Raw genomic sequence first — 7,732 nt, 5'->3', positions numbered from 1 at the left:
TCTCAGTGACAGTTAAATTGACTGACCCACCGCTTTCGCGAGCAAGCCCGCTCCCACATGACCGCGTACACAATAAAAAAGGCGACTGGGCCATGGGGCCGCAGTCGCCTTTCTCCTTGCGAGGGAAGTGCTTACTGCACTTCTACCGCCAGGCTTTCACTGATCTTTTTCTGCCAGATGGCAGGACCGGTGATGTGCACGGATTCGCCCTTGCTGTCCACCGCAACGGTGACCGGCATGTCTTTCACGTCGAACTCGTAGATCGCTTCCATGCCCAGTTCGGCAAACGCGACAACGCGCGACTTCTTGATGGCCTGTGCCACCAGATAAGCGGCGCCGCCAACAGCCATCAGGTACACGGCTTTGTAGTCCTTGATCGCTTCAATCGCAGTCGGGCCGCGCTCGGATTTGCCGATCATGCCCAGCAGGCCGGTTTGCTCGAGGATCTGGCGGGTGAACTTGTCCATCCGCGTCGCCGTGGTCGGGCCCGCCGGGCCAACCACTTCTTCGCGCACCGGATCAACCGGGCCGACGTAGTAGATGAAGCGCCCTTTGAGGTCCACCGGCAAGGTTTCACCCTTGTTGAGCATCTCGACCATGCGCTTGTGCGCAGCGTCGCGGCCAGTGAGCATCTTGCCGTTGAGCAACACGGTTTCTCCCGGCTTCCAGCTCTGTACTTCTTCCGGGGTCAGGGTGTCGAGGTTGACGCGACGGGCCGACGGGCCGGCTTCCCAGACGATCTCCGGGTAGGCGTCCAGCGGTGGCGCTTCCAGCGACGCCGGGCCCGAACCGTCGAGCACGAAGTGCGCGTGACGGGTGGCGGCGCAGTTGGGGATCATGCACACCGGCAGCGAGGCTGCGTGGGTCGGGTAGTCCATGATTTTTACGTCGAGCACGGTGGTCAGGCCACCGAGGCCCTGGGCACCGATGCCCAGTTGGTTGACCTTCTCGAACAGCTCCAGGCGCATCTCTTCGATACGGTTCTGCGGGCCGCGCTTTTTCAGCTCGTGGATGTCGATGGATTCCATCAACACTTCCTTGGCCATCACCGCAGCTTTCTCGGCGGTGCCGCCGATGCCAATGCCCAGCATGCCCGGTGGGCACCAGCCGGCGCCCATGGTCGGAACGGTCTTGAGCACCCAGTCGACGATCGAGTCGGACGGGTTGAGCATGGCCATTTTCGACTTGTTCTCGGAACCACCGCCTTTGGCGGCCACGTCCACTTCCACGGTGTTACCCGGGACGATGGAGTAGTGGATCACGGCCGGGGTGTTGTCCTTGGTGTTTTTACGCGCGCCAGCCGGGTCGGCGAGGATCGATGCACGCAGGACGTTTTCCGGCAGGTTGTAGGCGCGACGCACGCCTTCGTTGATCATGTCGTCCAGGCCCATGGTGGCGCCGTCCCAACGTACGTCCATGCCCACGCGCACGAACACGGTGACGATACCGGTGTCCTGGCAGATCGGGCGATGGCCGGTGGCGCACATGCGCGAGTTGATCAGGATCTGCGCGATGGAGTCACGGGCTGCCGGCGATTCTTCACGCAGGTAGGCTTCGTGCATCGCCTGGATGAAGTCAACGGGATGGTAGTAGGAAATGAATTGCAGGGCGTCGGCAACGCTCTGAATCAGGTCGTCTTGCTTGATCACGGTCATGAGTCGCGCTCCTCTATAAGACGGGAACATTCAATAAAGGTGGCTTCAGTGGGGTACATCGGTCGGCTGAAGTCACCTTTCCAAGGCACGCCGAGTGCAGCAGGCGCGACGCTAAAAAGGCGCGGCAGTATAACCCGGCGCGGTGGCCGATACACCCGACTATGGTCAAACTCTGTCGGGCGTGATTCCCTGTACGCAGCCCTTTCTGATTGAGACCTTATATGCCTGAACTGCGTGTCGGCGAACGCCACTGGTCGGTCGCCACCGGCAGCAACCTGCTGGATGCCTTGAATACGGTAGGTGTGGGTGTGCCTTACAGTTGCCGGGCGGGCAGTTGCCACGCGTGTCTGGTGCGGTGCCGGGGCGAGGTCGAGGACAAGCAACCCGATGCCCTGAGCGCGGCGCAACGCCAGGATGGCTGGCGCTTGGCTTGCCAGTGCCAGGTCATCGCAGACGTGCAGGTCGACGCGTTTGACCCGCTGCGTGACGGTTTTCCGGCCCGCGTGGTGGGTGTGGATTGGCTGAGTATGAATGTGCTGCGCCTGCGCCTGCTACCTGAGCGTGGCCTGCGTTACCGGGCCGGCCAGCATCTGGTGCTGTGGGCGGGGCAGGTGGCGCGTCCGTATTCGTTGGCGAGCCTGCCCCAGGAAGATGCCTTCCTGGAGTTTCATCTCGATTGCCGTGAGCCCGGCCAGTTCAGCGATATCGCCCGGCAGTTGCAGGTCGCAGACGGGTTGCAACTGGGCGAGTTGCGAGGCGGGGCATTGCACTACGACCCCGACTGGCAATCGCGGCCGCTATGGCTGCTGGCGTCCGGCACGGGCCTGGGCCCTTTGTGGGGCGTGCTGCGGGAGGCGTTACGCCAGGATCATCAGGGCGCTATTCGCGTGATTCACCTGGCCCATGATGCCGAGGCGCATTACTTGGCTGAGCCCCTGGCGCAGTTGGCTGCGCAGCATTCGAACCTGACCGTTGAGCTGTGGACCTCGGCTGAGTGGGACCAGGTATTGGCGCAACTGCGGCTTGTTTCGCGGCAAACTCTGGCCTTACTCTGCGGACACCCTGTCAGTGTCGAGGCGTTTTCCAAGCGCCTGTTCCTGGCCGGACTGCCGCGCAATCAACTGCTGGCCGATGTGTTCCTGCCCCGTGGTTGAGCGCTGAATTTCCCAGCCGCGAGACTCGCCATGACTGATGCCATCCTGCAGCGCCGCGAACGCGGGCTGCTGACCTTGCAGTTCAATCGTCCCGACAAGAAAAACGCCCTGACGCGCGCCATGTATACGCAACTGGCCGAGGCGCTGGAACAGGCGGATGCAGACTCAGGCGTGAGTGCCGTATTGATCCAGGGCAGTCGCGACTGCTTCACGGCCGGCAACGATATTGCCGACTTCCTCGAACAGCCGCCCAGCGACCTCGACAGCCCACCGTTTCATTTCATGAAAAGCCTGCTCAACTGCCGTAAACCGGTCATTGCCGCGGTAGCGGGCGCGGCAGTCGGTATCGGCACGACCCTGCTGCTGCATTGCGACCTGGTGTATATCAGTCGCGATGCACGCTTGCGCATGCCATTCGTTAATTTGGGGTTGTGCCCCGAGTTTGGCTCAAGCCTGATCCTGCCGCGTCTGTTGGGGCATGCGAAAGCCGCGGAGTTGTTGCTGCTCGGCGAAGGGTTTACCGGGGAGCAGGCGGCGGCCTGGGGGATTGCGACCGAGGCGCTGGGCAGCGGCGAAGCGGCATTGGCCAAGGCGCGGGAGATTGCCGAGCGCTTTGAGACCCTGGCGCCGGGGGCGGTGCAGGTCAGTAAACAGCTGATAAAAAGTGTTGATCGCGAGCAGTTGCGGCGGGTGATCGAGGAAGAGGGGGCGTTGTTTACTCAGCGCTTGAAATCGCCGGAAGCGATTGCGGCGTTGTCAGGGTTTATTGCCAGGCGCTGAGGACGCCATCGCGGGTAAGCCCGGCTCCCACAGTTGAGCGCACGCCAATGTCGGCACTGGCTTGCCTGCGATGAGGCGCTCTTAGTTAGCCCGTCAACCGGCCTTGAAATGCAAAAAGCCCCGCCATTCACATGGCGGGGCTTTTTTTCAGCGTGTTACTCAGACCATTGGGTCGCCAACGTGCAGGATTTTCATGCCGTTGGTGCCGCCGATGGTGTGGTAGCTGTCGCCCTTGGTCAGGATGACCCAGTCGCCTTTTTCCACGACGCCGCGTTTGAGCAGCTCGTCGATAGCCGCCTGGCTGACTTGGTTTGGCGGCAGGGACGCCGGGTCAAACGGAACGGTGTACACGCCACGGAACATGGCCGCGCGGGCCTGGGTTTCGCGGTGCGGGGAGAACGCGTAGATCGGAATCGAGGAACGGATGCGCGACATGATCAACGGCGTATAGCCACTCTCGGTCAAGGCGATGATCGCTTTAACGCCCGGGAAGTGGTTGGCGGTGTACATGGCTGCCAGCGCGATGCTCTGGTCGCAGCTTTCGAACACTTTGCCGATACGGTGGCTGGAGGTTTTGCTGGTCGGGTGTTTTTCGGCACCGACGCAGATACGCGCCATGGCCTGGACGGCTTCCAGCGGGTACGGTCCGGCAGCACTTTCAGCCGAGAGCATCACGGCGTCGGTGTAGTCGAGCACGGCGTTGGCCACGTCGGACACTTCGGCGCGGGTCGGCATCGGGTTCTGGATCATCGACTCCATCATCTGAGTCGCCACGATCACCGCTTTATTGTGGCGGCGTGCGTGCAGGATGATCTTCTTCTGAATACCGATCAGCTCGGCGTCACCGATTTCCACGCCCAGGTCGCCACGGGCAACCATGACCGCGTCGGAAGCCTTGATCAGGCCGTCGAGGGTTTCGTCATCGGCCACGGCTTCGGCGCGTTCGATCTTCGCCACCAGCCAGGCGGTACCACCGGCTTCGTCGCGCAGTTTGCGGGCGTATTCCATGTCGGCGGCGTCGCGCGGGAAGGATACGGCGAGGTAGTCCACTTCCATTTCGGCGGCGAGCTTGATGTCGGCCTTGTCTTTTTCAGTCAGGGCCGGCGCCGTCAGGCCACCGCCGCGGCGGTTGATGCCTTTGTGGTCGGACAGCGGACCACCGATGATCACGGTGCAGTTCAGCTCGGTAGGGGTCGCTGTGTCGACGCGCATGACCACGCGACCGTCGTCCAGCAGCAGTTCGTCACCGACGCCGCAATCCTTGACCAGGTCCGGGTAGTCGATACCTACGACATCCTGGTTGCCTTCGGTCAGCGAATGGCTGGTGGAGAAGGTGAACTTGTCACCGATCTTCAGTTCGATTCGCTTGTTGGCGAATTTGGCGATACGAATTTTCGGGCCTTGCAGGTCACCCAGCAATGCCACGAAGCGGCCATGCTTGGCGGCCAAGTCACGCACCAGCTTGGCGCGAGCCTTGTGCTCGTCCGGGGTGCCGTGGGAGAAGTTCAGACGGGCAACGTCCAAACCAGCCAGAATCAGCTGTTCGAGGACTTCCGGCGAGTTACTGGCCGGGCCAAGGGTGGCGACGATTTTGGTACGACGGACGGACATGCACAGACTCCTGAGTTCAAGCGCTGGGGAAGGCTACTATGCTCTTTGGTTGTAGTCATTGTTCGTTTGCACTACTTATCGATGATTCGCTTGTTTTCGCTCCAGTTGAATAGACGAACATCCTTGAAGATTTTCGACGCGGGGTCGATACACTGCACAAGACAGGAGAACCCCATGCGAATTTTGCTCATTGCTGCCCTGGCCGTCAGTGTCGTCGGCTGTACCCGCTGGTCGATGGACCATCATTTGAACAACGCTTACCGTGCCTATGGGGTCGGTGATTGCGAGCGCGTTACTCTGGAATTGTCCCAGGTAGACCGTGAAAGCCGTACCCGTCGTTACGTGCAACCGGAAGTCTCGATGTTGCGCGGGCAATGCCTGGAGCGGCAAAAATTGTTTGTCGATGCGGTGCAAACCTACCAGTTCATTATCAATCAATACCCGTCCAGCGAATATGCCTACCGTGCTCGTGCCCGGCTCGACACCCTGAAGCAATTGGGGCATTACTCTGGCGCGAGCGTTGCACAACCGCGCCCGGCGTCACTTTGATGATCTTTGTCATTCTATAGCTGGCCCGGCGCCAGTCTTGAGCTATCCTTTGAGTGTTCGTTTGTACAAGGTTGTGTTCAAACGAATGGAATGCTTGGGGTTGGCAGCGGTAGAGCGACAAAGCACAGGCTGTCGTCGCGCCGATCTCCAGGGAGAGCGGGCCTTATCGCCCGTTCCGAATCACTGGCGCGGCCAGACTCATGGCCAATGGATGGCGAATTCAGCATGTTTACCGACCGACGGATTGAGCGGCATCAGTTGTCATGTTTCCTGAAAGTGTTCAACCGGCTTACGGACAAGCCGATTGGTTACTTGGGTAACGTGTCCAAAGACGGGCTGATGTTGATCAGCCAATTACCCATGATGATCGACGTGGCGTTCGAGTTGCGTTTGAAAATTCCGACAGCAGACGGTGATTTCCAGGCAATTGACCTCACCGCCACCTGCTTATGGAGCCATGAGGACGTCAACCCGCAACACTACGACTCAGGGTTCAGTGTGGTCGAAGCGCCTGAGGCGTACGAGCATTTGATCAACGCCCTGTGGCATTACTTCAGTTTTGATCCTTTGCAGGCTTCCGCCTAGACCTTGCACGCTGTCGCCCCGGCCCGGGTGTGGTTCACCAGGCCGTGGTGGTGTGCATGCCTCACAATACGCCCGCTTTTTTCCAGCCCAGATAACGCGTGACCAAGGCCGCTCCAAGCCCTGATGGCGGCGTATCCAATACCGACAAGCCGTGGGCGCTCAAGCGCTCATGCAGATCGTTTCTCTTATTGAGGTAGTCGATGGCGCCGCTGTAGGCCAGCGCTTCGGGCAAGGTTTGCACGGGGGACTGGCGCAGTTGGTCGAGCACGTCTTCACGCAGGCTGGCGACCAGTACCCGATGTTGCCGGCCGATGCGTTTAACCGCGGTCAGTAGCTCTTCATCGTCCTCATCCCGTAGGTTGGTGACCACAATGACCAGCGCCCTGCGTTTTTGTCGGGCCAGTAACTGGCTGGCGGCGGCCTGGTAATCAGCGGTGCGGCGGGTGGTGTCGAGGTCGTATACGGCATTGAGCAACAGGTTCAGTTGGCCGGTGCCCTTGACGGGCGCCAGGTAGCGCGGCTGGTCAGATGCAAAGGTGCATAGCCCCACCGCGTCGCCTTGGCGCAAGGCGACATAGCTGAGCAGCAAACACGCATTAAGGGCGTGATCGAAGTGAGAGAGTTCTGCGTCCTGGCTGCGCATGCGTCGGCCACAATCGAGCATGAACACAATTTGCTGGTCGCGTTCGTCCTGGTATTCGCGGGCGATTGGCGTGCGCTGGCGCGCGGTGGCTTTCCAGTCGATCTGCCGCAGGCTGTCGCCTTCGCGAAACTCGCGTAACTGATGAAACTCCAGCCCCAACCCTCGTCGCTGGCGTTGACGTATGCCCAGTTGGCTCAACCAATTGTCCACTCCCAGTAACTGTGCGCCGTACAGACGGGCGAAGTCGGGGTAAACACGGGTCGTATCACGGGCCTCAACCAGACGCCGCGCGGACCAAAGCCCCATGGGGCTGGGCAGGTGAATTTCACAACGGCTGAAAATGAAGTGCCCGCGCCGTAAGGGGCGCAGGCGATAGCCGAGCTCGCTGCTTAGACCGGGGCGTAGTTCGATGGATTGCGGCATATTCTCCACGCTCAGGCCGTCAGGCGCGTGGTCGAATACCTGTACCGTCAGCGGCTGTGGGTAGTCGTGTTCAAGCGTCACACGCACCTCGCCCCAGCGGCCCAAGGCCAGGCTGCCTGGCATCTGCCGCCGCACGCGTGCACACGGCAGGCGGCTTAGACGCATGGCGTCCAGCAGCGCCAGTAGAAACAGCGCGAGCAGCAGGCCCCAAGCCACCGAATACAGGGTGTCGGGCACCTTGAACTGCAAGGCCGTAGCGGCACCCAGCAGGCTGTTCAAGCCCAACAGTACGCCGAGCCAGATCAGCAGCAGACGAGTCGGCTTCATGGACG

At 60.9% G+C, this 7,732-nt stretch carries 7 protein-coding genes; 4 read left to right on the top strand and 3 right to left on the bottom strand.

Annotated elements, in window-relative coordinates:
* Window positions 1-131: 131 nt before the first annotated feature.
* Window positions 132-1,655, bottom strand: coding sequence for a fumarate hydratase (locus tag A7D21_RS30580; RefSeq protein ID WP_053257785.1), 1,524 nt, complete (start codon window positions 1,653-1,655; stop codon window positions 132-134).
* 221 nt (window positions 1,656-1,876) lie between these two features.
* On the opposite strand from A7D21_RS30580, the gene A7D21_RS30575 reads away from it, so the two are divergent.
* Together A7D21_RS30575 and A7D21_RS30570 are read left to right on the top strand one after the other, a co-directional pair.
* Window positions 1,877-2,809 (top strand): iron-sulfur-binding ferredoxin reductase, encoded by a 933-nt coding sequence (locus A7D21_RS30575; protein ID WP_069553480.1) that lies wholly within the window; start codon window positions 1,877-1,879, stop codon window positions 2,807-2,809.
* A 30-nt stretch (window positions 2,810-2,839) separates the two neighbouring features.
* Entirely contained in the window at window positions 2,840-3,589 is a 750-nt protein-coding gene (locus A7D21_RS30570) for an enoyl-CoA hydratase-related protein (protein ID WP_069553479.1), read from the top strand.
* A gap of 159 nt (window positions 3,590-3,748) precedes the next feature.
* Here the strand turns inward: A7D21_RS30570 and pyk are convergent, their stop codons facing one another.
* Window positions 3,749-5,200, bottom strand: a complete 1,452-nt coding sequence (gene pyk, locus A7D21_RS30565) for a pyruvate kinase (protein WP_053257783.1) — start codon at window positions 5,198-5,200, stop codon at window positions 3,749-3,751.
* A gap of 174 nt (window positions 5,201-5,374) precedes the next feature.
* On the opposite strand from pyk, the gene A7D21_RS30560 reads away from it, so the two are divergent.
* Both A7D21_RS30560 and A7D21_RS30555 read left to right on the top strand, forming a co-directional pair.
* Entirely contained in the window at window positions 5,375-5,749 is a 375-nt protein-coding gene (locus A7D21_RS30560; RefSeq protein ID WP_053257782.1) for a tol-pal system YbgF family protein, read from the top strand.
* Between the two features lie 225 nt (window positions 5,750-5,974).
* The gene (locus A7D21_RS30555; RefSeq protein ID WP_053258039.1) at window positions 5,975-6,334 is read left to right on the top strand and encodes a PilZ domain-containing protein; all 360 of its coding nucleotides are present in this window, start codon (window positions 5,975-5,977) and stop codon (window positions 6,332-6,334) included.
* Between the two features lie 61 nt (window positions 6,335-6,395).
* Here the strand turns inward: A7D21_RS30555 and A7D21_RS30550 are convergent, their stop codons facing one another.
* Window positions 6,396-7,727 carry a DUF58 domain-containing protein gene (locus A7D21_RS30550; RefSeq protein ID WP_069553478.1) on the bottom strand — a complete coding sequence of 444 codons (1,332 nt, stop codon included), beginning with the start codon at window positions 7,725-7,727 and terminating at the stop codon, window positions 6,396-6,398.
* Window positions 7,728-7,732: the final 5 nt, after the last annotated feature.

The organism is Pseudomonas sp. AP19, assembly GCF_001728855.1.
GTDB classification, from domain to species: domain Bacteria; phylum Pseudomonadota; class Gammaproteobacteria; order Pseudomonadales; family Pseudomonadaceae; genus Aquipseudomonas; species Aquipseudomonas fluorescens.
Note: the sequence above shows the minus strand (reverse complement) of the source record. Positions and strands in the feature narration are given on the sequence as shown.